This is a genomic window from Zobellella denitrificans (assembly GCF_002407485.1).
Classification (GTDB): domain Bacteria; phylum Pseudomonadota; class Gammaproteobacteria; order Enterobacterales; family Aeromonadaceae; genus Oceanimonas; species Oceanimonas denitrificans.
The window spans coordinates 296,443-319,539 of sequence record NZ_CP012621.1 but is presented as its reverse complement, the minus strand read 5'-3'; the positions used below and the strand labels follow the sequence as shown (position 1 = coordinate 319,539).

General features: G+C 65.8%; 19 protein-coding genes. 10 read left to right on the top strand and 9 right to left on the bottom strand.

Translation table 11 applies throughout. The features are described 5' to 3' along the window. Positions 1-216 precede the first annotated feature (216 nt). The 6 genes from gltB to AN401_RS01490 all read left to right on the top strand — a co-directional run bounded on the left by gltB (position 217) and on the right by AN401_RS01490 (position 9,478). On the top strand, positions 217-4,674 hold the full coding sequence (gene gltB, locus AN401_RS01515; protein ID WP_094040333.1) for a glutamate synthase large subunit: 4,458 nt from the start codon (positions 217-219) through the stop codon (positions 4,672-4,674). 12 nt (positions 4,675-4,686) lie between these two features. After that, positions 4,687-6,102 (top strand): FAD-dependent oxidoreductase, encoded by a 1,416-nt coding sequence (locus AN401_RS01510; protein WP_096778359.1) that lies wholly within the window; start codon positions 4,687-4,689, stop codon positions 6,100-6,102. 258 nt (positions 6,103-6,360) lie between these two features. Then, positions 6,361-7,059, top strand: a complete 699-nt coding sequence (gene mtnN, locus AN401_RS01505; protein ID WP_094040335.1) for a 5'-methylthioadenosine/S-adenosylhomocysteine nucleosidase — start codon at positions 6,361-6,363, stop codon at positions 7,057-7,059. A gap of 6 nt (positions 7,060-7,065) precedes the next feature. Further along, a complete protein-coding gene (locus AN401_RS01500; protein WP_096778358.1) occupies positions 7,066-7,989 on the top strand; it encodes a cobalamin biosynthesis protein in 924 nt (307 codons plus the stop codon). Then, a complete protein-coding gene (locus tag AN401_RS01495; RefSeq protein ID WP_096778357.1) occupies positions 7,982-8,785 on the top strand; it encodes a cobalamin-binding protein in 804 nt (267 codons plus the stop codon). Before AN401_RS01500 ends, AN401_RS01495 begins: the two co-directional genes overlap by 8 nt. 63 nt (positions 8,786-8,848) lie before the next feature. Then, positions 8,849-9,478 carry a trimeric intracellular cation channel family protein gene (locus AN401_RS01490; protein WP_094041030.1) on the top strand — a complete coding sequence of 210 codons (630 nt, stop codon included), beginning with the start codon at positions 8,849-8,851 and terminating at the stop codon, positions 9,476-9,478. A gap of 96 nt (positions 9,479-9,574) precedes the next feature. Here the strand turns inward: AN401_RS01490 and tyrS are convergent, their stop codons facing one another. Then, positions 9,575-10,771 carry a tyrosine--tRNA ligase gene (gene tyrS / locus AN401_RS01485; RefSeq protein ID WP_096778356.1) on the bottom strand — a complete coding sequence of 399 codons (1,197 nt, stop codon included), beginning with the start codon at positions 10,769-10,771 and terminating at the stop codon, positions 9,575-9,577. Positions 10,772-10,989: 218 nt separating this feature from the next. Here tyrS and AN401_RS01480 point away from each other — a divergent pair, with 218 nt between their 5' ends. Next, the gene (locus AN401_RS01480; RefSeq protein WP_096778355.1) at positions 10,990-12,276 is read left to right on the top strand and encodes a peptidoglycan DD-metalloendopeptidase family protein; all 1,287 of its coding nucleotides are present in this window, start codon (positions 10,990-10,992) and stop codon (positions 12,274-12,276) included. Positions 12,277-12,512: 236 nt separating this feature from the next. Then, positions 12,513-12,941, top strand: a complete 429-nt coding sequence (locus AN401_RS01475; RefSeq protein ID WP_094041027.1) for a universal stress protein — start codon at positions 12,513-12,515, stop codon at positions 12,939-12,941. Between the two features lie 64 nt (positions 12,942-13,005). On the opposite strand, the gene AN401_RS01470 is transcribed toward AN401_RS01475, so the two are convergent. Genes AN401_RS01470 through AN401_RS01455 form a run of 4 tightly spaced genes read right to left on the bottom strand, consistent with a single transcriptional unit; the run spans position 13,006 to position 14,801 of the window. Then, positions 13,006-13,434, bottom strand: a complete 429-nt coding sequence (locus AN401_RS01470; protein ID WP_096778354.1) for an HIT domain-containing protein — start codon at positions 13,432-13,434, stop codon at positions 13,006-13,008. After that, the gene (locus AN401_RS01465; protein WP_096778353.1) at positions 13,431-13,754 is read right to left on the bottom strand and encodes a glutaredoxin family protein; all 324 of its coding nucleotides are present in this window, start codon (positions 13,752-13,754) and stop codon (positions 13,431-13,433) included. Before AN401_RS01465 ends, AN401_RS01470 begins: the two co-directional genes overlap by 4 nt. A gap of 8 nt (positions 13,755-13,762) precedes the next feature. Further along, positions 13,763-14,107 carry an iron-sulfur cluster insertion protein ErpA gene (gene erpA / locus AN401_RS01460; protein ID WP_094041024.1) on the bottom strand — a complete coding sequence of 115 codons (345 nt, stop codon included), beginning with the start codon at positions 14,105-14,107 and terminating at the stop codon, positions 13,763-13,765. Positions 14,108-14,162: 55 nt separating this feature from the next. After that, a complete protein-coding gene (locus AN401_RS01455; protein WP_094041023.1) occupies positions 14,163-14,801 on the bottom strand; it encodes a DUF6776 family protein in 639 nt (212 codons plus the stop codon). 153 nt (positions 14,802-14,954) lie between these two features. Here AN401_RS01455 and hemL point away from each other — a divergent pair, with 153 nt between their 5' ends. Further along, positions 14,955-16,241, top strand: coding sequence for a glutamate-1-semialdehyde 2,1-aminomutase (gene hemL / locus AN401_RS01450; RefSeq protein WP_096778352.1), 1,287 nt, complete (start codon positions 14,955-14,957; stop codon positions 16,239-16,241). A 51-nt stretch (positions 16,242-16,292) separates the two neighbouring features. Here hemL and AN401_RS01445 read toward each other — a convergent pair whose 3' ends face one another. From AN401_RS01445 to hrpB, 3 genes are all read right to left on the bottom strand, one after another. Further along, positions 16,293-16,718 (bottom strand): VOC family protein, encoded by a 426-nt coding sequence (locus AN401_RS01445; RefSeq protein WP_096780276.1) that lies wholly within the window; start codon positions 16,716-16,718, stop codon positions 16,293-16,295. Between the two features lie 61 nt (positions 16,719-16,779). After that, entirely contained in the window at positions 16,780-19,125 is a 2,346-nt protein-coding gene (gene mrcB / locus AN401_RS01440) for a penicillin-binding protein 1B (RefSeq protein WP_096778351.1), read from the bottom strand. Position 19,126: 1 nt separating this feature from the next. Beyond that, entirely contained in the window at positions 19,127-21,559 is a 2,433-nt protein-coding gene (hrpB, locus tag AN401_RS01435; protein WP_096778350.1) for an ATP-dependent helicase HrpB, read from the bottom strand. 64 nt (positions 21,560-21,623) lie between these two features. Here hrpB and thpR point away from each other — a divergent pair, with 64 nt between their 5' ends. Continuing rightward, positions 21,624-22,142, top strand: coding sequence for an RNA 2',3'-cyclic phosphodiesterase (gene thpR / locus AN401_RS01430; RefSeq protein WP_096778349.1), 519 nt, complete (start codon positions 21,624-21,626; stop codon positions 22,140-22,142). Here the strand turns inward: thpR and sfsA are convergent. Further along, positions 22,132-22,836, bottom strand: coding sequence for a DNA/RNA nuclease SfsA (gene sfsA, locus AN401_RS01425; protein WP_094039515.1), 705 nt, complete (start codon positions 22,834-22,836; stop codon positions 22,132-22,134). The genes thpR and sfsA overlap by 11 nt on opposite strands. Between the last annotated feature and the right edge of the window lie 261 nt (positions 22,837-23,097).

Here is a 23,097-nt window from a genome sequence, read left to right as displayed (position 1 = left end):
TGTAAGATTTATAACCAAACAACTGGGTTTTTCATTGAAATATCCTACTCCGGGTCATGTTGAACAGCCACTTAGGGCATTGTTTCTTTAATTGACCTCACAAAAAAATCTCTATAGTTTGGTAAATTAGCCACCAATGGCAACGGACGCTTCAGAGCATGTCGTGCTGACAAAAGTAGTCGCTCGGCCCAACGGCTTGAGCAATGGAGGAATGCAATGTCTCTTTATGACCCCGCGCTTGAGAAGGATAACTGTGGTTTCGGCCTAATCGCCCACACAGAAGGCGAAGCCAGCCATAAGCTTGTCCGACTCGCGATTTCGGCGTTGGATCGCATGCAACACCGGGGCGGTATCGCCGCCGATGGCAAAACCGGCGACGGTTGCGGCCTGTTGATGCAAAAACCCGATAGTTTCTTCCGCGCCGTGGCGGAAGACAAAGGATGGAACCTGGGCCGCAAGTACGCGGTCGGCATGCTGTTCCTCAACCCGGATCCGGTGCTGGCCGAACAGGCCCGGCAGATCGTCAACGAAGAGCTGGAACGGGAAACCCTGAGCCTGGTCGGCTGGCGCGAAGTGCCGGTCAATACCGGCGTGCTGGGCGAGATCGCCAAGGCCTCCCTGCCCCGTATCGAGCAGGTGTTCGTCAATGCCCCCACCGGCTGGGTCGCCAAGGATCTGGAGCGCCGCCTCTATATCGTGCGCCGCCGCATCGAAAAGCGGATCAACGACGACTATTTCTATGTGGTCAGCCTGTCCAACCTGGTGATGACCTACAAGGGCCTGTGCATGCCCGCGGATCTGCCGCGCTTCTACCTGGATCTGGCCGACATCCGCATGCAGTCCGCCATCTGCGTGTTCCACCAGCGCTTCTCCACCAACACCCAGCCGCGCTGGCCCCTGGCGCAGCCGTTCCGCTTTCTGGCCCATAACGGCGAGATCAATACCATCGGCGGCAACCGCCAGTGGGCCCAGGCCCGCGCCTACAAGTTCGCCTCACCGCTGCTGCCGGACTTGCACGACGCCGCTCCCTTCGTCAATACCCAGGGCTCCGACTCCTCCAGCCTGGACAACATGCTGGAACTCTTCCTGGCCGGCGGCATGGACCTGTTCCGCGCCATGCGCATGCTGATCCCGCCCGCCTGGCAGAAGAACCCGTCCATGGACGAGGATCTGCGCGCCTTCTACGACTTCAACTCCATGCACATGGAGCCCTGGGACGGCCCCGCCGGCATCGTCATGTCCGACGGACGCTTCGCCGCCTGCGCCCTGGATCGCAACGGCCTGCGCCCAGCCCGCTTCGTGCGCACCAAGGATGGCTTTATTACCCTGGCCTCCGAAATCGGCATCTGGGACTACACCCCGGACGAGGTGCTGGAGAAAGGCCGGGTCGGCCCCGGCGAGCTGTTCGTGGTCGATACCTATACCTCCAAGATCTGGACCAGCTTCGAGATCGACGACGACCTCAAGACCCGCCACCCCTACAAGGAGTGGATGACCAAGCACAAGCGCCGCCTGACCCGCTTCGAGGATCTGCCCGACGACAAGGCCGGCCAGTGCGAACTGGACCAGACTTCCCTGCGCACCTACCAGAAGCTGTTCGGCTACTCCATGGAGGAGCTGGATCAGGTGATCCGGGTGATGGGCGAGAACGGCCAGGAAGCGGTCGGCTCCATGGGTGACGACGCCCCCATGGCGGTGCTGTCCAGCCGGGCCCGCTCGGTCTATGACTACTTCCGTCAGATGTTTGCCCAGGTGACCAACCCGCCCATCGATCCGTTGCGGGAAAACCACGTCATGTCCCTGGCCACCCTGATCGGCCGCGAGCAGAACGTGTTCAACGAGACCCACGGCCACGCCCACCGGGTACAGTTCGAGTCGCCGATCCTGCTCTATTCCGACTTCCATCAGTTGCTGGAGCTGGAGCAGACCCACCACAAGCACCATATTCTGGATCTGAACTTCGCGCCGGAAGAAGGTCTCAAGGCAGCCATCGAACGTCTCTGTGCCGAGGCCAAGGCCGCGGTACAGGATGGCACCGTGCTGCTGGTGCTGACCGACCGCCACATCAGTAAGGACAAGCTGCCGATCCCGGCCGCCATGGCGGTGGGCGCGGTGCAGCGCACCCTGGTCGAGAACAACCTGCGCTGCGACTCCAACATCATAGTGGAAACCGCCAGCACCCGGGATCCGCACCAGTTCGCGGTCTTGCTCGGCTTCGGCGCCACCGCCATCTATCCCTACCTGGCCTATGAAACCCTGGGCCGCATGGTGGAAGACGGCGTACTCAAGATGCCCCTGCGCGAAGCCGTGCTCAACTTCCGCAACAGCATCAACAAGGGGCTGTACAAGGTGATGTCCAAGATGGGCATCAGCACCGTCGCCTCCTACCGCTGCTCCCAGCTGTTCGAGGCCATCGGCCTGCACCAGGACGTGGTGGACCTGTGCTTCAAGGGCGTGTCCAGCCGGGTGCAGGGTGCCAGCTTCGAGGACTTCCAGCAGGATCTGTTCAACCTGAGCCGGGTGGCCTGGCTTGCCCGCAAGCCGCTGAACCAGGGCGGCCTGCTCAAGTACGTGCACGACGGCGAGTACCACAGCTACAACCCGGACGTGGTCAACAGCCTGCAGCAGGCGGTACGTTCCGGCAGCTACGACGACTACAAGACCTACGCCAGGCTGGTGAATGAGCGGCCCGTGGCCATGCTGCGCGACCTCTTTACCCTGAAGGACAACGGCCAGGGCATCGGCCTGGATCAGGTGGAGCCGGCGCAGGATCTGTTCCCGCGCTTCGACAGTGCCGCCATGTCCATCGGCGCCCTGGGCCCCGAGGCCCACGAGGCCCTGGCCATCGCCATGAACCGCCTGGGCGGCCAGAGCAACTCCGGCGAGGGTGGCGAGGATCCACGCCGCTTCAACAGCCTGAAGAACTCCAAGATCAAGCAGGTGGCCTCCGGCCGCTTCGGGGTGACCCCGCACTACCTGATGAATGCCGAGGTCATCCAGATCAAGGTGGCCCAGGGCGCCAAGCCCGGCGAGGGCGGCCAGTTGCCCGGCCACAAGGTAACGGCCGAGATCGCCAAGCTGCGTTATGCGGTGCCGGGCGTGACCCTGATCTCGCCGCCGCCGCACCACGACATCTACTCCATCGAGGATCTGGCCCAGTTGATCTTCGACATCAAGCAGATCAACCCGAGCTGCATGGTGTCGGTCAAGCTGGTGTCCGAGCCCGGGGTGGGCACCATCGCCACCGGCGTGGCCAAGGCCTACGCGGATCTGATCACCATCTCCGGCTACGACGGCGGCACCGGCGCCAGCCCGCTGACCTCGGTCAAGTACGCCGGCTCCCCCTGGGAGCTGGGCCTGGCCGAGACCCAGCAGGCACTGGTTTCCAACGGCCTGCGCCACAAGGTACGGCTGCAGGTGGACGGCGGTCTCAAGACCGGCCTGGACATCATCAAGGCTGCCATCCTCGGCGCCGAGAGCTTCGGCTTCGGTACCGGCCCCATGGTGGCCCTGGGCTGCAAGTACCTGCGTATCTGCCACCTGAACAACTGCGCCACCGGCGTGGCCACCCAGGATGAAAAACTGCGCAAGGACCACTTCCTCGGCCTGCCCGAAATGGTGGAAAACTACTTCAGGTTCATCGCCGAGGAAACCCGCGAGCTGATGGCGCAACTGGGCGTGGCCAAGCTGACCGATCTGATCGGCCGCACCGACCTGCTCGAGGTGCTGCCCGGCATCACCGCCAAGCAGCAGAAGCTGGATCTCTCCGGTATCCTGGCCAAGCCCGAGCCCAAGCCGGGCCTGGCGGTGTTCTGCCAGGAGTCGAACCCCAGCTTCGACAAGGGTCCGCTCAACCTGAAGATGACCGAAGACGCCCTGAAGGCGGTGGAAACCAGCAGTGGTGGCGACTTCTACTACAGCATCCGCAACACCGACCGCTCGGTGGGCGCCCGCCTGTCCGGCGAGATCGCCAAGCGCCACGGCAACCAGGGCATGGCGGCGGATCCCATCCGCATCCACCTGGACGGCACCGCCGGACAGAGTTTCGGGGTGTGGAACGCCGGCGGCCTGGAAATGATCCTGACCGGCGACGCCAACGACTACGTGGGCAAGGGCATGACCGGCGGCAAGCTGGTGATCAAGTCCCATGTGGGCGTGGCCTTCGCGTCCCATGAAGCCACCCTGGTGGGCAACACCTGCCTGTACGGCGCCACCGGCGGTCACCTCTACGTGGCCGGCCGAGCCGGCGAACGTTTCGCGGTGCGCAACTCCGGCGCCATCGCCGTGGTGGAAGGCCTGGGCGACAACGGCTGTGAATACATGACCAGCGGCATCGTCACCGTACTGGGTCGCACCGGCGTCAACTTCGCCGCCGGCATGACCGGAGGCTTCGCCTATGTGCTGGATGAAGAGGATGACTTCCACCTCAAGACCAACCATGAGCTGGTCGAGTTGCTGGAACTGGACGAGCTGGTGATCCATCAGGAGCACCTGCGCGGCATCATCACCCAACATCTGCAGGAAACCGGTAGTGACCGGGCGCAGGAGATACTGGCCAACTTCAGCCATTACCTGCCCAAGTTCAAGCTGGTCAAGCCGAAATCCAGCGATGTGAAATCCCTGCTGGGCCACCAGAGCCGCTCTACCGCAGAGCTGCGGGTCCATGCGCAGTAAAGGAAGATTGTGATGAGCCAGAACGTATTTCAGTTTATAGACGTACAACGTGTCGATCCGCCCAAGAAGGCCATCGGCACCCGCAAGATCGAGTTCGTGGAGATCTACGAGCCCTTTTCCGACAGCCAGGCCCAGATGCAGGCCGATCGCTGCCTGGATTGCGGCAACCCCTACTGCGAGTGGAAGTGCCCGGTACACAACTACATCCCCAATTGGCTGAAACTGGCCAACGAGGGACGCATCTTCGAGGCGGCGGACCTGTGTCACCAGACCAACAGCCTGCCCGAGGTGTGCGGCCGGGTCTGCCCCCAGGACAGGTTGTGCGAAGGCTCCTGCACCCTCAACGATCAGTTCGGTGCCGTGACCATCGGCAACATCGAAAAGTACATCACCGACAAGGCGTTCGAGATGGGCTGGCGCCCTGACATGTCCAAGGTGATCAAGACCGATCGCAAGGTCGCCATCATCGGTGCCGGCCCCGCCGGCCTGGCCTGTGCCGACATCCTGGTGCGCAACGGCGTCACCCCGGTGGTGTTCGACCGCTATCCGGAAATCGGCGGCCTGCTGACCTTCGGTATCCCCGCCTTCAAGCTGGAGAAGTCGGTCATGAGCCGGCGCCGGGAGATCTTCACCGAGATGGGCGTGGAATTCCGCCTGGAAACCGAAGTCGGCAAGGATATCGGCTTCCAGACCCTGCTGGACGACTACGACGCCGTCTTCCTCGCCGTGGGCACCTACAAGTACCTGCGCGGTGGCCTGGCCAACGAAGACGCCAATGGCGTGTACGACGCCCTGCCCTTCCTGATCTCCAACGCCAACCGGCTGCTGGGCTTCGAGAAGCAGGCGGCCGACTACATCGACATGAGCGGCAAGCGGGTGGTGGTGCTGGGCGGCGGCGACACCGCCATGGACTGTGTGCGGACCTCCATCCGCCAGGGCGCCGAGCACGTGGTCTGTGCCTATCGCCGGGACGAGGCCAACATGCCCGGTTCCCGTCGCGAGGTGCAGAACGCCCGGGAGGAAGGGGTGAACTTCATGTTCAACCTGCAGCCCACCGGCATCCAGGTGGACGACTACGGCAAGGTCACCGGCGTGGAAGTGGTCACCACCCAGTTGGGCGAGCCCGATGCCAACGGCCGCCGCCGCCCCGAGCCGGTGCCCGGCTCCGAGCAGGTTCTGGCCGCCGATGCGGTGATCATGGCGTTCGGCTTCCAGCCTCACGATCAGCCCTGGCTGAAGGAGTATGGCATCGAGGCCGACAAGTGGGGACGCATCATCGCCCCCGAGCAGAGCGACTTCGCCTTCCAGACCAGCAATCCCAAGATCTTCGCCGGCGGTGACGCCGTGCGCGGCTCCGACCTGGTGGTGACCGCCATCGCCGAAGGTCGCAAGGCCGCCGAAGGCATCATGGATTATATCGGGCTCTGAACCCCGTCAGCGCCGTTCTCCAAGGCCGCTCATCGAGCGGCCTTGTTGTTTCTGTTGCCTTCCCCCGGAAGTGCGACGATTGTCGGTAACGACTCAACGAAGCGTCAGCAGGACCACCTCCACCGACACGCCCTGGCCGGATACACAGGCTTCAGGCAGCCTCTTGCACAGCCAACTGCCCACACAGATCGCCGATCGGCCTTTCCATCGGATAGTGGTACACTCCCGTCCATCTTTTTCGTTACGGGAGAATCCCTTATGACTATCGGCATTATCGGCGCCATGGAGCAGGAAGTGGCCGAACTCAGATCCCGGCTGGCGCAGGCAAAAACCACCAGCGTGGCGGGCTGCGAGTTCTACCAGGGCCAACTGGCCGGCAGGGAGGTGGTGATCACCCGCTCCGGCATCGGCAAGGTGGCCGCCAGTGTGGCCACCACCCTGCTGCTCGAACGCTTCTCCCCTGCCTGCGTGATCAACACCGGCTCCGCCGGCGGCTTCGATCCGACGCTGCACGTGGGCGACGTGGTGATCTCCGACGAGGTGCGTTTCCACGATGTGGACGTGACCGCCTTCGGCTACGAGATGGGACAGATGGCCCAGCAGCCAGCCGCCTTTGCCGCCGATCCCGCCCTGATCGCCCTGGCCCGGGAATGCCTGGCCGGGCAGCAGGACATCCGCTCGGCGGTGGGCCTGATCTGCACCGGCGATCAATTTATGCATCGGGAAGATCAACTGAGCAAGGCGGTGACCGCGTTTCCCCTGATGAAGGCCTGCGAAATGGAGGCCGCCGCCATCGCCCAGGTATGTCACCAGTTCCAGGTACCCTTCGTGGTGGTGCGCGCCCTGTCCGACATCGCCGGCAAGGAGCAGGCCCAGTCCTTCGAGGCCTTCCTGGAAGTGGCGGCCCGCCATTCCTCGGCCATGGTGCTGGCCATGGTGGAACGGCTGCAAGGCTGATCCCCCATGCCCGCCCTGCTGGAACATCCGCTCACCCTGCTCAGCCTGGCCCTGTTGCTCAACCTGGCCCTGCCCCCGGGCAGGGTGCAGCTCGCCCTGGTCGGCGGCCTGGCTCGGCTCGGCGGCCGCCTCAACGGCGAGCACTATGGCGCCCGCTACCTGCACGGGGCCGGCCTGGCCCTGCTGTTCTGCCTGCTGTTGCCCCTGGCGGCCGGCTACTGGGCGCTGGCGGTGCTGGCGCCCTGGCCGTCGCTGCTGGAGCCCCTGCTGCTGTGGTGCTGCCTGGACCTGGGCCGACTGGCCCGCGCCCTGCCCCGCTGCCTGCGGCAGGTGGACGAGCAGAGACCCCTGGCACGGCTGACCCTGGCACCCCTGTGCCTGCGCCGGACGGATCCCCTCTCCCCCCTGGGGCTGCATAAGGCGGTGGCGGAGGTGGCCCTGCTGCGCCTGGCCGGGGATTTCGCCCTGCTGTGCTGGTACCTGGCCGGCGGCGTCTACGCCGCCCTGCTGTTCGCCCTGCTGCGCCTTTGTGTCCAGGCCTGGCCGGTGAAGCTGACGTCGTGGCGGGCCTTCGGCCTGGTTCCCTCCCACCTGTACCGGGCCATGGCCTGGCTGCCGTTCCAGTTGCTGGCCCTGACCCTGACACTCTATCCGGGCTCGTTGCGCGCCATCCGCGCCTGGCCCCAGGGCCGGCTCTGGCCCTGGCCCGCCGCCGGCCGACTGCTGGCGGTGGCCGCCGCCGGGGTGGACGCCACCCTGGGCGGGCCCCGCCGCTACAGCGACGCCACCGAGTACTACCCCAAGCTCGGCAGCAAGCAATACCTCACCGAGGCTCAGGTGCGGGCCCTGCTGGGCCGGCTGGCGATCGCCCTGCTGTTCTGGCTGTCCCTGGCCTGGGCCTGGCTGCTGGTTCCCCTCTACCATGGCTAGGTTGTTACTGCTGTTCATGCTGTGCGGCGCCGTCCAGGCCGCCGAGCCGGCCCGCCGCATCGTCAGCCTGAGCCCCCATATCACCGAGATGCTGTTCGCCATCGGTGCCGGCCCCCGGGTCGTCGCCGTCGACGAGGCCAGCGACTATCCGCCCGCTGCCCTGGCCCTGCCCCGGATCGCCAATTACCGCTCTCTCAACCTGGAGCGGATACTGGCGCTGCAGCCGGATCTGGTGCTGGCCTGGCGCAGCGCCCAGCAGGTGCAGGTGCAGCCGCTGCTCCGCCTCGGTATACCGGTGGCCTATTCCGAACCGCTGCGGCTGCAGGATCTGGCCGAGGAACTGATCTATCTGGGAGAACTGACCGGCCAGCGGCGGCAGGCCAGGGCGGTAGCGGCGCATTACCTGCAGCAGCTGGACGCGCTGGCGCAACGCTACCAGGGCGTCCGACCGGTGTCGGTGTTCTACCAGTTGGGCTCGGCCCCGCTGATGTCGGTCAACGACGGCACCTGGATGGGCCAGGCGATCCGCCTGTGCGGCGGGGTCAACGTCATGGCCGACAGCCCCGCCCCTTACCCCCAGTTGAACGCCGAGTTCGTGCTGGCCCGGGATCCCGAAGTGATACTGGCCTCGAACGAGCAGGAACTGGCCCTCTGGCACCAATGGCCCGCCCTGCGGGCGGTGCAGGGGGAGCGCCTGCTGACGGTGGACGCAGACCTGCTGCACCGTTTCACCCCCCGTACTCCCGAAGGCATCCGCCAGCTGTGCCGGCAACTGGACCGGGCCCGGGCAGAATGAGGGTGATTGTGTTCGACGGGGCGCCTCTATACAATGCGCCCCTTTTCTGCGAGATAGAGAGCCATGCTGCCCCTGGTCGATGCGGTATTTTACTGGAGTGATTTGTTCGGCACCGCCGTGTTCGCCTTTTCCGGCGTGCTGGTGGCGGGCCGGCTGCGCATGGACGGCTTTGGCGTGATAGTGCTGGCGGCGGTGACCGCCATCGGCGGCGGCACCATCCGGGATCTGATCATCGGCGCCGAGCAGGTGTTCTGGGTGGCGGACACCACCTATCTGTGGGTGATACTGGCCACCGCCCTGCTGGGCCAGTACCTCGCCCGGCTGCCACGGCGACTGCCCTGGTACATACTGCCCCTGGCCGATGCCTTCGGCCTGGCGCTCTTTACCGTGATCGGCACCGAAAAGGCCCTGGCCCACGGTACCTCGGGCATGGTGGCGGTGGTGATGGGGGTCATCACCGGGGTGGCCGGCGGCATGATCCGCGACGTGCTGGCCCGGGAGGTGCCCATGGTGCTGCAGCGGGAAATCTACGCCACCGCCTGCATCCTGGGGGGTATTCTCTATACCGGCACCCTGGCCCTGGGCGTCACCCCCTTGCTGGCCACCCTGGCTGGCATGCTGGGCACCTTCGCCCTGCGAGTGGCCGCCATCCGCTGGCACCTGTCGCTGCCGGCCTTCTCGCTGACCCGGTGAGGGGTAAAGAGCGAGGGGGGAGGCGTAACACCAAAAAAACAACAGGGCAGGCCCATGGGCCTGCCCTGTTTCGGCTTATCAGTCCCGGCACCCTACTCAGGCAACGGTCACCCGGGCGAACTTGCGCTTGCCCACCTGGTATACGGCCTGGCCGGGCTGTACCAGCAGCTTGCCGTCGTCCAGCTTGTCGCCGTCCACCTTGACCGCCCCCTGCCTGATCATGCGCAGCGCTTCGGAGGTGGAATCCACCAGGCCGGCGTCCTTCAGCAGGTTGGCAATGGCAATGCCCTCAACCCCCGCCTGCAGGGTCACCTCCGGCAGGTCCTCGGGAATGGCGTTCTTCTGGAAGCGCAGCACAAAATCCTGATGCGCCTGCTCGGCCGCCGCCTCGCTGTGGTAGCGGGTGATGATCTCCTTGGCCAGCAGTATCTTGATGTCGCGCGGGTTGGCACCTTCGGCCACCTGCCGGCGCAGCTCGGCCAGTTCTTCCAGGCTGCGGCGGGACAGCAGTTCGAAGTAGCGCCACATCAGCTCGTCGGACAGGGACATGATCTTGCCGAACATCTGCTCCGGTGCCTCGTCCACCCCTATGTAGTTGCCGGCGGACTTGGACATCTTCTTGACCCCATCGAGCCCTTCCAGCAGCGGCATGGTCAGCACCACCTGGGGCGACTGGCCCGCGTCCTTCTGCAGCTCGCGGCCCATCAGCAGGTTGAACTTCTGATCGGTGCCGCCCAGCTCCACGTCCGCCTTCAGCGCCACCGAATCGTAGCCCTGCAGCAGCGGGTACATGAATTCGTGGATGGCGATGGACTGACCGGAGGTGTAGCGCTTCTTGAAGTCGTCCCGTTCCAGCATGCGGGCCACCGTCAGCTTGGAAGCAAGCTTGATCATGCCGGTGGCACCCAGTTCGCCCAGCCAGCTGGAGTTGTAGACGATCTGGGTCTTGTGCGGGTCCAGCACCTTGAAGGCCTGCTCGGCGTAGGTCTTGGCGTTGTCCGCCACCTGCTCCGGGGTCAGCGGCGGGCGGGTGCTGTTCTTGCCACTGGGATCCCCGACCTGGGCGGTGAAGTCACCGATAAGCAGCAAGACCTCATGGCCCAGATCCTGAAACTGACGCAGCTTGTTCAGAATAACGGTGTGCCCCAGATGGATATCCGGCGCCGTGGGATCCATGCCCAGCTTGATCCGCAGCGGACGGCCTTCCTTCAGTTTTGCGACCAGTTCTTCTTCAACCAGTATCTCTTCGGCACCACGCTTTATTTCCGCTAATGCCGCTTCCAGCTGGGACATGACGACTATACTCCTGTGCTGTAAGCCCGAATAACTGCCGGCGGGGGCTCCACCGATCCGGCGGGCGATCCGCTTTACCGGAACAGGGCAAAGCGCCGCGGCGCCATCACGACAGCTATCAAGGACGACCCAAACAAATCAAGGAAGGCATATTACTGGAATGGCGGAGAAATTGGAAAGCTTGTAAAATCCCCGCGGAATTCAGGGAAGAGCACAGCATGCCCGTAATCAGAATATTCAAACTCTTGCCCCGCGGCCACCAGATCGCCATCGGCGCCCTGAGCACCGCCATGGCGTTGCTGGCCATGGCGCCGACCGAATCGGCCCTGGCCAGCCGCGACCAGGCCGAACGGCCGGTGACGCAAGCGCGCCAGCCCCTGCCCCTGGAGGTGGAAGATCGCCCCCTCGCCGACGACAGCCTGCATGCCCGGGAGCTGGTGGTGCGCATCAGCGCCGGCGACACCCTGTCGTCCATCTTTGCCCGCAACGGACTGTCCTCGAGCCTGCTGCACGACATCAGCCAGTTGGGAGCCGACGCCGAGCAACTGAAGAAGATCCACCCCGGCGAACGACTGACCTTTTTCCTCGACAAGCGAGGCCAGTTCAAGGCCTTGAGCTACCCGCTGGACGCCGCCCGCACCCTGGAGATCAGGCAGACCGGCGACAGCTTGCACAGCCGCATCATCAGCGCCGAGCTGGAGCACAGGACCCAGTACGCCCAGGCCGAGGTCAACTCCAATTTCTGGAACGCCGGCATCGGAGCCGGCCTGAACCCGGGCCAGATCCTGAGCCTGGCGGCCATGTTCGCCTGGGACCTGGACTTCGCCCTGGATATCCGCGCCGGGGATCGTTTCGCGGTGCTCTACGAGCAACGCTACAAGGACGGTATCCACGTGGACACCGGCGATATCCTGGCCGCCGAGTTCATCAATCAGGGCAAGGTCTACCGGGCCGTGCGCCACGACGACGGCAACTACTATTCCCCCGAAGGCCGGGCCATGCGCAAGAGCTTCCTGCGGGCACCGGTGAACTTCAGCCACATCAGCTCCAACTTCAACCCGCGCCGCCTGCATCCGGTCACCGGCCAGATCAAGGCCCACAGGGGCATCGACTACGCCGCCCGCACCGGCACCCCGGTGGTGGCGGCGGGCAGCGGCGTGGTGGTGGAATCGGGCTACAACCAGTTCAACGGCAACTATGTGGTGATCCGCCACGACGGCACCTACCTCACCAAGTACCTGCATCTGCACCAGCGCATGGTCAAGAAGGGGGAAAGGGTACAGCAGGAGCAGCAGATCGGCACCGTCGGCGCCACCGGCCGGGTAACGGGGCCCCACCTGCACTACGAATTCCTGGTCAACGGCGTGCACCAGGATCCCAAGACCGTAAAGCTGCCCCAGGCGGCCATACTGTCCAGGACGGAGCTGGCCCGCTTCAAGCCCAGGGCCGAGCAGTTGCTGACCCAGCTCGACCGGGTCAGCGAGGTGATGCTGGCCAGGCAGTAGCAAAAGCCCGACGGCCTCTTCGGTGCCGTCGGGTCATTTTCCTTCCCATAAAATATCTTCAAATAAAAATTTATCTGAAAACTGTGCGCTGGTACGGGTTTTCCACCGTGCGCCACTGCTATATTGGCCGGGTGCAAGGGGCCGAGGCGCCTATTGATTGCGCCGCCCCGGCAGCGCCTTGCCACCGCCTTTCTCCGGCGGACACCAAACTCACTAATGGAATAAGAGTATCAATAATGAGTGGATATCAGCATATTCTCGTCACCATCGACCTGTCCCCCAATTACCAGAAGGTGCTGGACAAGGCCGTCGCCCGCGCCAAGGCCAACCAGGCCAAGCTGTCGATCGTGCACGTCAACCTCAAGATGCAGAGCCTGTACAACCAGATGTACGAAGTGTTCACCCATGAGCTGGAGGACAAGCCGCTGCTCGCCGCCAAGCGGGAGCTGGAGCAGATGCTGGCGTCCGTGGACTACCCCCTGGAGAAGCAGATACTGATCAGCGGTGACCTGGTGGAACAGATTTGCGAGGCGGTGCGGCTTTGCGACGCGGACTTGCTGATCTGCGGCCACGAGCACCATCTGTTCCGCCAGAACTCGTCCGTGGCCCACCAGCTTGTCGAGAACATCAACTGCGACCTGCTGGTCATTCCCCTGGAAAAATAAACCGGGGGCCAGGCGCCGCCCCCGGTTCAACCGCGGCGGTACTTGGCCCTCGCCTTACCGGGAGCTATTCCGCGGCGGAAAAGCCTTCGAGGCCGGCCAGTCGCCGGCGCCAGCGTTCGGCTTCGGCGCCGGGATCCGGATAGGGCAAGGCCGGATGCCTGCCCCAGACAGGCCCGGGCCAGGCATCGTCGGTGGTGAAACGGGCCACATGGTGCAGATGCAGCTGGGGCACCATATTGCCGAGAGCGGCGATATTCATCTTGTCGGCCGCCAGCTCGGTTTCCATCAACCGGGCCAGGGCACAGGACTCCCGCATCAACTGCCGTTGTTCCACCTCGTCCAGCCGGTGGATTTCCCGGATATCGGCCCGCTTCGGCACCAGTATCAGCCAGGGATAGCGGCCGTCTTTGGCCAGCAGCACCAGGCAGAGGGGCAGCTCCCCCAACACCACGCAATCCGCCGCCAGCTGCGGATGCAACCGGAAGTCGCTCATGCGCGCTCTCCGAAGTGGCGGCGCAGGTAGGCGATGATGTCCATGGACTCGTACAGCCAGTAATAGCGCCCCGGCTCGAACTCGATGCGCAAACAGGGCACCATGCGCTGGCCACCGCCCGCCAGCAGCGCCTGCAGTTGCTCCGGATCGTTGGTGTCGTATTCGGCGATGTCGAGGCCCAGCTCGGCGATGACCGCCTTCACCCGCTGGCAGTAGGGGCACCAGGCCTTCTGGTAGAGCGCCAGCCGCTCGGCCGAGTCCACCACCGGCGCCGGCGCGCCTTCGTTGTCGGCTCCCTTGAGCCAGTCGAACAGGGACATGGGATGCCTTACACGCTGAAGGAGGAGCCGCAGCCGCAGGTGCTGGTGGCGTTGGGATTGGTGACCAGGAAGCGGGAGCCTTCCAGTCCCTCGACATAATCGACGGTGCCGCCCACCAGGTACTGCAGGCTCATGGCGTCCACCACCATGATGACGCCGTTCTTTTCGATCACGGTGTCGCCGTCGTTGGTTTTCTCATCGAAGGTAAAGCCGTACTGAAAGCCGGAACAACCACCGCCGGTGATGTAGACCCTGAGCTTGAGCTCGGGATTTTCCTCTTCGGATATCAGGGCCTTGATCTTGTTGGCTGCCGAATCGCTCATCTGGATCGGCAAGGGGACTGCATCACTCATCACTACCTCTCGGGTTGGTTATCGCCCAAAATTATCCAATACCCGAGTAAACAGTTCAAGTATTGTCCGGAATGGGCCAGGTCAGGCTCAGGGTTCGCCGGCGGTCGCCCTCAAGCTCCAGCCTTACCTCCAGGGTCTGCGCCCGGGCCCCGGGGGGCAGCCGCAACTGGCCGGAAAGCACCTGGAAATGGCGGAAATCCAGGGTCACCGGCGCCGCGCCCAGGGCCTCGTCATTCAGTATCAGGGCCCGTCCGTCCTGCACCGCCCGCACCTGCAGCCGGGCCTGCCCCGTCACCCTGCTGCCGCCCGAGCCCGGCTGCAGCAACACCAGACGATAGCCGAACAACCCGGGCTCCGCCTGGGCCGCTATGTCCTCCTGCGCCAGCAGCAGCTCGGGACCTTCGTCCGGCGCCAGCACCTGGCGATACAGCGCCAGTTGCTGGGCCTGCTCCGCCAGTTGCCGGGACTGCTGCTCCAGTTGGGCCAACTGGCTGCTTTCGGCGCTCAGCAGGGCCTGCAGGTCGACCCGCAGCGCCAGCAATTCCTGGCGGCTGCGTTCCGCCTGCAACTGACTCTGGGCCAGGCGGCTATCCAGTTCCCGGTATCCCAGCCCCAGGTAGCCGGCCACCGCCAGCAACAGCAGGTTTACCCCCAGGGAGGCAATCAGGATACGGCGATCGAGCGGTTTGTTCATGGACGACTCCCCATCGAGACAGCGGCGGATTGTGCCAAAGCCGTGCCGGCGGCGCCAGCACAAAGGGACTGCCATTCTCGCCCCGCCCGCTTTTTGCTATAGTCGGGCCACCCCGGCCCAGCGCCACCTCTGACCCATTCAAAGGATACCGACATGTCCAAGTCCGACGATTTGTTTGCCCAAGCCCGCCGGGTGATCCCCGGCGGCGTCAACTCCCCGGTCCGCGCCTTCAACGGCGTGGGCGGCACCCCGCGCTTTATCGAGCGGGCCGACGGTGCCTACCTCTTCGACGTGGACGGCAAGGCCTACGTTGATTATATCGGCTCCTGGGGTCCCATGATCCTGGGTCACAACGCCCCCGCGGTGCGCGACGCCGTCATCGAAGCGGTTTCCCGCGGCCTGAGCTACGGCGCCCCCACCGGCGTGGAAGTGACCATGGCGGAAATGGTGACCCGGCTGGTGCCCTCCATGGAGCAGGTGCGCATGGTCAACTCCGGCACCGAGGCCACCATGAGCGCCATCCGTCTGGCCCGTGGCTTTACCGGCCGGGACAAGATCCTCAAGTTCGAGGGCTGCTACCACGGCCACGCCGACTGTCTGCTGGTCAAGGCCGGTTCCGGTGCCCTGACCCTGGGCCAACCCAACTCGCCGGGGGTGCCGGCCGACTTCGCCAAGCACACCCTGACCTGCACCTTCAACGATCTGGGCTCGGTCAAGGCCGCCTTCGAGGCCGCTCCCGCGGACATCGCCTGCATCATAGTGGAGCCGGTGGCCGGCAACATGAACTGCATCCCGCCGGCGCCCGGCTTCCTCGAAGGCCTGCGCACCCTCTGTGACCAGTACGGCGCCCTGCTGATCTTCGACGAGGTGATGTGCGGCTTCCGCGCCGCCCTGGGCGGCGCCCAGGCGCGCTACGGGGTCAAACCGGATCTCACCACCCTGGGCAAGATCATCGGTGGCGGCATGCCGGTGGGCGCCTTCGGCGGCCGTCGCGAGGTGATGGAACACCTGGCACCGACCGGCCCCGTCTACCAGGCCGGCACCCTGTCCGGCAACCCGGTGGCCATGGCCGCCGGCCTGGCCACCCTGAACGCCATCAGCCAGCCGGGCGTGTACGAGGCCCTGGAGCAGAAAACCAAGACCCTGGTGGAAGGACTGCAGGCGGCGGCCGACAAGCACGGCATCCCCTTCACCACCACCCGGGTAGGTGCCATGTTCGGCTTCTTCTTTACCAACGAGAAGGAGATCAGCCGCTACGAGCAGGTCACCCGCTGCGATCTGGCGGCCTTCAAGCGCTTCTTCCACCTGATGCTGGAAGAGGGCGTCTACCTGGCGCCCAGCGCCTTCGAGGCCGGCTTCATGTCCCTGGCCCACGGCGACGAGGAGCTGGCCCATACCCTGGCCGCCGCCGATCGGGCCTTCGCCGCCCTGAAAGGCTGACCCGCCCGGGGCTGACCCGCCCGGGGCTGGCCCGCCCGGGACTGACCCGCCCTACTCCGGCCGCTGGATCTCCACCAGCGGCCCTTCCAGCAATTCCACGCTGTTGCCGTCCGGATCCAGAATAAACACATAGCGGGAACAGGTCTGTCCCTTCACCGGGGAAGGCTTGTCGGCGAGCATGCCGGCGCCGTGCAACGAACCGAGGGCCCGATCCAGATCGTCCACCTGCAGGGCGAAATGGCGCAGCCCCAGGCGGAAACCATTGGCCCAGGGGGGAAAGCTGGGCAACTCGGCCTCTTCCTCCGGACGGAAACAGTAGAGCTCCAGCAGCGCCTGCCCCAGGCGCAAATGACAGATCTGCAGGCGGCCTTCGGCGTCCTGCCAGCGATAAACCGGCTCGAACCCCAGTCCCTTGTAGAACCCTTCGGCCACGGACAGGTCACGCACGCTCAGGGTGACATGATGAAAAGAAAACATGGGCGGCTCCTCCATCTCCATACTATTGAGCATATACAGAGATGGAGGCTTTCACCCTGCCTCAGCGGGCGAAATTGAAAATGTCCCTCAGCCAGTCGCTGATCGGCTCGCCGGACGAGGGCCGCTGGGGCTGCTGCACCGGCACGGCCGGCCGGCAGCCGCGAATGCCCGGCAGGCCGGCGGCCTTGGCCGGCAGCAGCAGGGTCTGTTCGCAGCGCGGATCGGCGGGCTGGCCGTCGCGCACCGCGAAATTGACCTGGTCGATGCCGGCGGGCGCCGTCAGTTCCAGGGAGTCGACGCCGCGTCCGTCCAGGTAGCGGCTGTAGACCCGCAGGGCGCCGCTGGCGCCGGTCAGGCCGGTCACGCCGTTGTCGTCACGCCCCACCCAGACGCTGACCAGCTCCTCGTTGTCCAGCCCCGCGTACCAGGTATCCCGCAGATCGTTGGTGGTGCCGGTCTTGCCCGCCATCACCCGGTTGGGGAAGCGGGCCGCCAGGTGGGCCGCGGTGCCGCCGCCCACCACCTTGGTCATGGCGTAGAGCGCCAGGTAGCCGGCCTCCGGCTCCAGCACCCGCACCGCCCTGGCGTCATGCTGGTAAAGCAGCTCGCCGTGCTCGTCCTGGATGGCGCGGATGGAGGTGAGCGGCTGGTACAACCCCTGGTTGGCCAGGGTCAGGTACAGCTGGTTCACTTCCAGGGGGGTCAGCTCCAGGGTGCCGAGCAGCAACGAAGGATAGGCCTGGATAGGCTGCTGCACCCCCAGCCGCCGGAGCCCCTCCACTACCTTGTCGAGACCCAGGGCCATGCCCAGGTTGACGGTAGGCACGTTCAGGGACTTGGCCAGGGCATCGACCAGCATCACCTGGCCGCGGAACTGGCGGTCGTAGTTGTTGGGCCGCCACACCTGGCCCGCATCGCTGCGCAGGCTGATGGGCTCGTCCTTGAGCGGCGTCGCCAGGCCATAGCCGTTGGCCAGGGCCTCGGCGAACACCGGCGGCTTGATCAGCGAGCCGATGGGGCGGCGGGCCGCCAGGGCCCGGTTGAAACCGGCAAAGCTGGGATCGGCCCCGCCGACCACGGCGCTGACCTCGCCCTTGCGCCAGTTGGACACCACCACCGCCGCTTCCAGATCGTTGCGCTTGGTGTTGGCCCTGAGCTGCTTCACCTGCTCCACCACCGCCTGTTCGGCACTGTGCTGGGCGATGGGGTCCAGGCTGCTGAAGATCTTGAGCCCGTTCTGCCGCAGGAAGTCGGCACCGAAACGATCGCGCAGTTCCTGGCGCAACAGCCCCATAAAGGCCGGGGTACGGCCGTAGCCCATGCGTCCGCGCTCAATCAGCCCCAGCTCCCTGCTGCTGGACTGCTCGTAGGTATCCCGGTCGATATGCCCCTCGTTGGCCAGCAGGCGCAGCACCAGATCGCGCCGCTCCTGGGCCCGCCCCGGGTTGCGCCAGGGATCGTAGAAGGAAGGTCCCTTCACCAGTCCCACCAGCAGGGCGATCTGGTCCGGATTGAGTTCGTTCAGGGGCAGGCCGAAATAGAAGTAACTGGCCAGCCCGAAGCCATACACCCCCTGGGATCCATTCTGCCCCAGGTAGACTTCGTTGAGGTAGGCCTCGAGGATCTCGTCCTTCTCGTAGCGGAAGTCGATGATCAGCGCCATGTAGGCTTCCTGCACCTTGCGCCACAGGCTGCGATCCTGGGTCAGGAAGAAGTTCTTGGCCAGCTGCTGGGTCAGGGTGCTACCGCCCTGCACGGTGCGGCCGGCCTTGAGGTTGACCACCAGCGCACGCAGGATCGCCAGGGGCGACACCCCGTCATGGCGGTAGAAGTCCCGGTCCTCCACCGTCAGCAGGGTGGTGACCAGCAGTTCGGGCACCTGATCCAGCCGCACCAGCAACCGGTCTTCCCGCTGTTCCACGTTGAGCCGGTCGAGCAGCACCGGATCCATGCGGGCATAGCCCAGTTCCCGGCCGTTGGCCGGGTTCTGCATCCGCACCAGCCGCTGGCCGTCGAAGGTCAGCAGAATGGCGCGGGCCGCCTCGGCGCCGTCGGCGAAATTGAAGGGCCGGCGGTGGATCTCGATGCGGTTGTTGGTCACCGCGTACTCGCCGGGCCGGCCGGGGCTGGCCACCTTGCGGTAATTCAGCAGCTGCAGCTCACGCAGCATCTGCTGGTGGGACAGCTTCTGCCCCGGAAACAACTCCAGCGGCCGGCTGTAGACCAGGGCGGGCAGGGCCCACTTCTGGCCCTCGAAGCGCTCCCGCACCTGGCTGTCCAGGTAGATGCCGAAGATGCCCAGCAGCACGGCCATGACCAGGCCGAGCTTGAACAACAGGCCCCAGCCCAGCCAGGAGCGGCGCCGTTTGACCGGCTTTTTGGTCGACTTGCGTTTTCGGGTTGCCATATCAGTCTTTCATCTGCCTCTTGGTGTGCCGGGTCGGCGCCGTGTTGGCGGGATCCTCGGGCCACACGTGTTTGGGGTAACGCCCCTTCATCTCTTTTTTCACATCCTGGTAGGAGCCGGCCCAGAAGGCGGCCAGATCCCGGGTAATCTGCAGCGGACGCCGCGCCGGCGACAGCAGTTCCAGCACCAGCGGCACCCGACCGCGCGCCAGCTCGGGCGTGGCCGACTGGCCGAACATCTCCTGCAGCCGCACCGGCAGCACGGGATCGTCTTCTTCCCGGTAACGGATGGCGGCCCGGGTGCCGGTGGCCAGCTCGAGGTGGCCGGGTAGCAGGGTATCCAGCAATTGCTGCCGTGACCAGTCCAGCCGGCTCTTAAATATGCCGAGCCAGTTCAGCCGGCCCAGTTCCTCCCAGCGCCCGAGCCCCGTCAGATAAGGCAGCAGCCAGTGCTCGGCCTCGGCCAGCCACCGGGCCTCGTCGCAGGGCTCGAAGCCGCAGTCGGCCAGCTTCTGTCCGGCCAGTTTCAATCTGAGCCAGTACTGGCGCGCCTCCTCATCCAGCGGCAGTGCCGCCCAGCCCCGGCGCACCAGCTCTTCCAGCAGGCAGCGGGCACGCTGCCCGGGGCTGACCTCGCCGAGGGGGCTGCGCCGCAGCACCAGCCTGCCGAAACACCACTGGCGCTCGGCCCGCACCCGGTTGGCCTCGGCATCCCACTGCAGGTGCTCGCGCTCCTCGAAGCGCGTCGGCAGGTAGCGGCGCAACTGCTCTTCCGCCACCGGCTCGGCCCCCTGGATAAAGACGCCCCGTTCGCCGCGGCCCAGGGCCGCCACCGCCAGCATGGGCTTGCCGAGCAGGGGGCTGCCCTGGGGCAGGTCGGCACTCAGTCCGCCGGCCAGGCCGTAGCGGCCCTGCTGGCGCAACAGCCCCAGCCACTCCGGCCGGGCGTTGGCCAGCAGCAGCCCCAGGTAGTGGCCGCCCGGCACGGTTACTGGCTGCTCCAACCGGCGGAACCAGCGCTCGGCCGCCGGTTTCAGCCGTCCCTGCCGGGCCAGCAGCTGCCCCGACAGGGGACCGTCCTCCAGCCGCCCTTCCTCCAGCAGGGCCACCAGGTAGACGGCATCGGCCAGGGCGCCTTCCCGGCCCTGCCCTTGCCAGTCGAGGGCGGTGAGCAGCAACTGGCCCAGCCAGGGTTCGGCCCCCAATTGCCAGACCCGCCGCCCGAGTGGGCTCAACTGGCTGCCGTGCAGCAGCCCCAGCTCCGCCAGCTGTCGCCGGGCCGCCGCCAGCAGCGGGGCCGGCGGCGGCGTCAGCAGGGGCAGGCCTTCGGGCTCGGCGCCCCAGGCGGCGCATTCCAGCACGAAGGCGGCCAGGCAGCTCTGTTCGATTTCCGCCGGCCGCCGGGGGGCCAGCCGCTCCTGCTGCTCCCGGGCCCAGAGCCGCAGGCAGACACCGGGCCCCAGCCGGCCGGCCCGGCCCGCCCGCTGGGTGGCGGAGGCCTGGCCTATCTGCCGGCTCAGCAGCCGGGTGATGCCGGCCTCGGGGTCGAACTGGGCCTGGCGCTCCAGGCCCGAGTCCACCACTATGCCGATGCCGTCTATGGTCAGGGAGGTTTCCGCCACATTGGTGGCCAGCACCACCTTGCGCCGGCCCGCCGCCGCCGGCGCAATCGCCGCCTGCTGCTCGGCCAGGGTCAGACGGCCATAGAGAGGCCTGAGCTCGACGCCGTCGGCCAGCCTGTCGGCCAGCCAGTCATGGGTGGCGCGGATCTCCCGCTCGCCGGGCAGGAAGGCCAGTACGCTGCCCGGGTGCCGTTCCAGGCTGCCCAGCACCGCCCGTCCCATTGCCTCTTCCAGCCGGGAATGCTGGTTGCGGGGCTGGTACTCGAGCTCGACCGGAAAGCTGCGGCCGGCGCTGCTGACGGTGACGGCATCGGGCAGCAGCTGCTCCAGCGCCAGCCCCTCCAGGGTGGCGGACATCACCAGTATCTTCAGATCCTCCCGCAGCGCCTGGCACTCCAGGGCGAAGGCCAGGGCCAGATCCGCCTGCAGGCTGCGCTCGTGGAATTCGTCGAACACCAACAGGCTCACCCCCTCTAGTTCGGGATCCGCCTGCAGCATCCGGGTCAGCACCCCCTCGGTCACCACTTCCAGTCGGGTGTGCTTGCCGATCCGGCTTTCGCCACGCATACGGTAGCCCACCCGTCCGCCCGGGGCCTCTCCCAGCTGTTGCGCCAGGTACTGGGCGATGGTGCGGGCCGCCAACCGGCGCGGCTCCAGCATGATGATGCGGCCCCGGATGTCCGGCTGCTCCAGCAGCCAGAGCGGCAGCCGGGTAGACTTGCCGGCGCCGGGAGGGGCTTCCAGGATGATTTGGGAGGCGTCGAGCGCCTGCCGCAACCGCGGCAGGGCCTCGAGAATGGGGAGTTGGTCCACGCTGTTACCTGACTGGCCGAAAACCACTATATTGTGCCAAAAGCCTCCGCAAAGGACCACGACGATGAAAGAGCCCGACAACCGGTTGTTCCTGGCCTTTCCCGCCGACGAACTGGCGCCCGCCCTGGGCCGGTTGCAGGACTGGCTGGCCCTGCCCGGTCGGCGGATACCGTCCCACCAGTTCCACCTGACCTTGCGCTTTCTGGGCCAGACCGAGATGTCCCGGCAAGGGGCCCTGGAGCGCTGGCTGGGCCGGCGCACGCTGCCCGCCTTCACCCTGCGCCTGAACCGCCTGGGCTGCTTCCCCAGGGCCGGCGTGGTGTGGACGGGGCCGAGCCGGGTGCCCGGAGCACTGGCCCAGCTGGCCGAGGAGGTGGGGCTGTATTGCGCCAGCCTGAAGCTGGGCCCGCCCCACCGGGCCTTTCGCCCCCATGTCACCCTCTTTCGCCACTGCGCGGCCTGCCCGTTGCCAGAGACGGAGCCGCTCGTCTACCGGCCCCGCTCGCTCGGCCTCTACCGCTCCGTCCAGACCGAGCAGGGGCCCCACTACGAACCGCTGCACAGCTGGCCACTCAGGGCGTAAAGGACAGCGCCCGGGCCAGCCGCATCCCCTCTGGGCTGATGTCGGCGCCCCAGGCCAGGCATTCCACCCCGGCCGAGAGCGCCTCGTCGATCAGCCGGCCGTAGGCCGGGTCCAGGTGGCGGGCCGGGCCGACCCGGTCGATGCCGGTATGCAACACGCAGAACAGCATCACCGCCCGCCGTCCGTCGCGCACGCACTGGATCAGTTCCCGCACATGCTTCTGCGCCCTCAGGCTGACGGTGTCGGGGAAGTAGCCCCGGCCGTCCTGCTCCAGCAGGGTCACGCTCTTCACCTCCACATAGCAGTCGGGCCGGCCGCCCTCGCTCAGCAGGAAGTCGATGCGGCTGCCCTCCTCGCCGTAGCGGACTTCCGCCTGCACCCGGCCATAGCCGGCCAGCTCGGGGATAAGCCCCCCGGCCAGGGCCTCCGCCGCCAGCTGGTTGGCCCGGGCGGTATTGACGCAGATAAGTTCGCCCCGCTGGTTCTCGCTCAGTTCCCAGGTGTGGGCGTACTTGCGCTTGGGATTGGCGGACGTGGAAAAATACACCGTAAAGGAGGGCTCGGCGCAGCCGGTCATGCGGCCGGTGTTGGGGCAATGCAGGGTCAGGGGACGCCCCTGATAGTCCACATCGGCGAGGAAGCGCTTATAACGCTTTATCAAGCGGCCCCGGGATAAAGAAGAGGAAAACTGCACGATAATACCTATAGTTCATAAATGGGGTGGAATGGTACCCGCAGCATGGCTACCGGCTCCACCCTTGAAAAGGCCATTCCCCATCCCCATATGGAGGGCTCACCAAAGAGTCGCCACCCTCTTTCACCACCTCCGCCAGGCGGAAGTGAAAAAGAAGTGGCCACGGTCGTATTCAGGAAGCCGTACCCGCAGAAATCACAACGCAAAATTGCCTTGTCAACGTGCTTTCTGCTATAGATAGCCGCTTCTTGAATTTGGTTG

Excerpts from the sequence above, each read along its gene's own strand:
- gltB (WP_094040333.1), top strand. The coding sequence starts at position 217 with ATGTCTCTTTATGACCCCGCGCTTGAGAAGGATAACTGTGGTTTCGGC.
- AN401_RS01510 (WP_096778359.1), top strand. The coding sequence starts at position 4,687 with ATGAGCCAGAACGTATTTCAGTTTATAGACGTACAACGTGTCGATCCG.
- mtnN (WP_094040335.1), top strand. The coding sequence starts at position 6,361 with ATGACTATCGGCATTATCGGCGCCATGGAGCAGGAAGTGGCCGAACTC.
- AN401_RS01500 (WP_096778358.1), top strand. The coding sequence starts at position 7,066 with ATGCCCGCCCTGCTGGAACATCCGCTCACCCTGCTCAGCCTGGCCCTG.
- AN401_RS01495 (WP_096778357.1), top strand. The coding sequence starts at position 7,982 with ATGGCTAGGTTGTTACTGCTGTTCATGCTGTGCGGCGCCGTCCAGGCC.
- AN401_RS01490 (WP_094041030.1), top strand. The coding sequence starts at position 8,849 with ATGCTGCCCCTGGTCGATGCGGTATTTTACTGGAGTGATTTGTTCGGC.
- tyrS (WP_096778356.1), bottom strand. The coding sequence starts at position 10,771 with ATGTCCCAGCTGGAAGCGGCATTAGCGGAAATAAAGCGTGGTGCCGAA.
- AN401_RS01480 (WP_096778355.1), top strand. The coding sequence starts at position 10,990 with ATGCCCGTAATCAGAATATTCAAACTCTTGCCCCGCGGCCACCAGATC.
- AN401_RS01475 (WP_094041027.1), top strand. The coding sequence starts at position 12,513 with ATGAGTGGATATCAGCATATTCTCGTCACCATCGACCTGTCCCCCAAT.
- AN401_RS01470 (WP_096778354.1), bottom strand. The coding sequence starts at position 13,434 with ATGAGCGACTTCCGGTTGCATCCGCAGCTGGCGGCGGATTGCGTGGTG.
- AN401_RS01465 (WP_096778353.1), bottom strand. The coding sequence starts at position 13,754 with ATGTCCCTGTTCGACTGGCTCAAGGGAGCCGACAACGAAGGCGCGCCG.
- erpA (WP_094041024.1), bottom strand. The coding sequence starts at position 14,107 with ATGAGTGATGCAGTCCCCTTGCCGATCCAGATGAGCGATTCGGCAGCC.
- AN401_RS01455 (WP_094041023.1), bottom strand. The coding sequence starts at position 14,801 with ATGAACAAACCGCTCGATCGCCGTATCCTGATTGCCTCCCTGGGGGTA.
- hemL (WP_096778352.1), top strand. The coding sequence starts at position 14,955 with ATGTCCAAGTCCGACGATTTGTTTGCCCAAGCCCGCCGGGTGATCCCC.
- AN401_RS01445 (WP_096780276.1), bottom strand. The coding sequence starts at position 16,718 with ATGTTTTCTTTTCATCATGTCACCCTGAGCGTGCGTGACCTGTCCGTG.
- mrcB (WP_096778351.1), bottom strand. The coding sequence starts at position 19,125 with ATGGCAACCCGAAAACGCAAGTCGACCAAAAAGCCGGTCAAACGGCGC.
- thpR (WP_096778349.1), top strand. The coding sequence starts at position 21,624 with ATGAAAGAGCCCGACAACCGGTTGTTCCTGGCCTTTCCCGCCGACGAA.